This window comes from Phyllobacterium sp. P5_D12 (assembly GCF_054049495.1).
Window position 1 is genome coordinate 1 of sequence record NZ_JBFUMG010000969.1, and the last position, 1,044, is coordinate 1,044.

General features: G+C 58.7%; 1 protein-coding gene. It reads left to right on the plus strand.

Going from position 1 to position 1,044, the window contains the following annotated elements; genetic code table 11:
- Positions 1 to 60: 60 nt before the first annotated feature.
- Positions 61 to 1,044: aldehyde dehydrogenase family protein (locus ACXJ5O_RS28050; protein ID WP_457302772.1), on the plus strand; the 984-nt coding region annotated here is incomplete at its 3' end.

A 1,044-nucleotide genomic window follows, 5' to 3' on the forward strand; every position in this document is an offset into this window, starting at 1 on the left:
TTACGTGACGGGCCGCTACGCCGCGTCTTCGCGCCACGCCCTCGCCTAAGGAACAAAATCATGGGACAGATCAAGGACATCCTTCGCACCATGGAATATGGCCCAGCTCCAGAGAGCAATAGTGACGTTCAGGCATGGCTCGATGCCAACAAAAAGGGCTTCGGTCATTTCATCAATGGCAAATTTACCGGCAGTGAAGGCCTCAAGACCTTCGCAGTGATCAATCCGGCCAACGAAAAAGTGCTGGCGAAGGTTGCGCACGGTGCGAAAGCGGACGTCGATGCCGCGGTGAAAGCCGCACGCGCCGCCTTCAGCAAATGGTCCAAATTGCCGGGACATGAGCGCGCCAAATATCTCTATGCCATCRCCCGCCATATCCAGAAGCGCGAGCGCTTCTTCTCGGTGCTCGAGACCATGGACAATGGCAAGCCCATCCGCGAAACGCGTGACATCGATATCCCGTTGGTTGCCCGGCATTTTTACCACCATGCCGGCTGGGCCGAGATGGTCGAGACCGAGTTCGAAGGCTTCTCTCCGGTCGGCGTGTGCGGGCAGGTGATCCCGTGGAATTTCCCGCTGTTGATGCTGGCGTGGAAGATCGCTCCGGCGTTGGCAGCCGGTAACACGGTCGTCCTCAAGCCGGCGGAATTGACGCCGTTGACGGCAATCGCCTTTGCCGAAGTTTGCCATGAAATTGGCCTGCCTGCCGGTGTTGTCAATATCGTGCATGGCGATGGTTCAACCGGCGCACTGATTTGCGGCCACGAGGATATCGACAAGGTCGCGTTTACCGGTTCGACCGAAGTTGGCCGCATCATCCGCAGACAGATTGCCGGCTCGGAGAAAAAGCTGTCGCTGGAGCTCGGCGGCAAGTCGCCGTTCATCGTCTTCGAAGATGCGGACATGGACGGGGCGGTGGAAGGCGTCGTCGATGCCATCTGGTTCAACCAGGGCGAAGTCTGCTGCGCCGGTTCGCGCATCCTCGTGCAGGAAGGTATTGCGGAACGGTTTTACAACAAGCTGCGCAAGCGCATGGAGACGCTG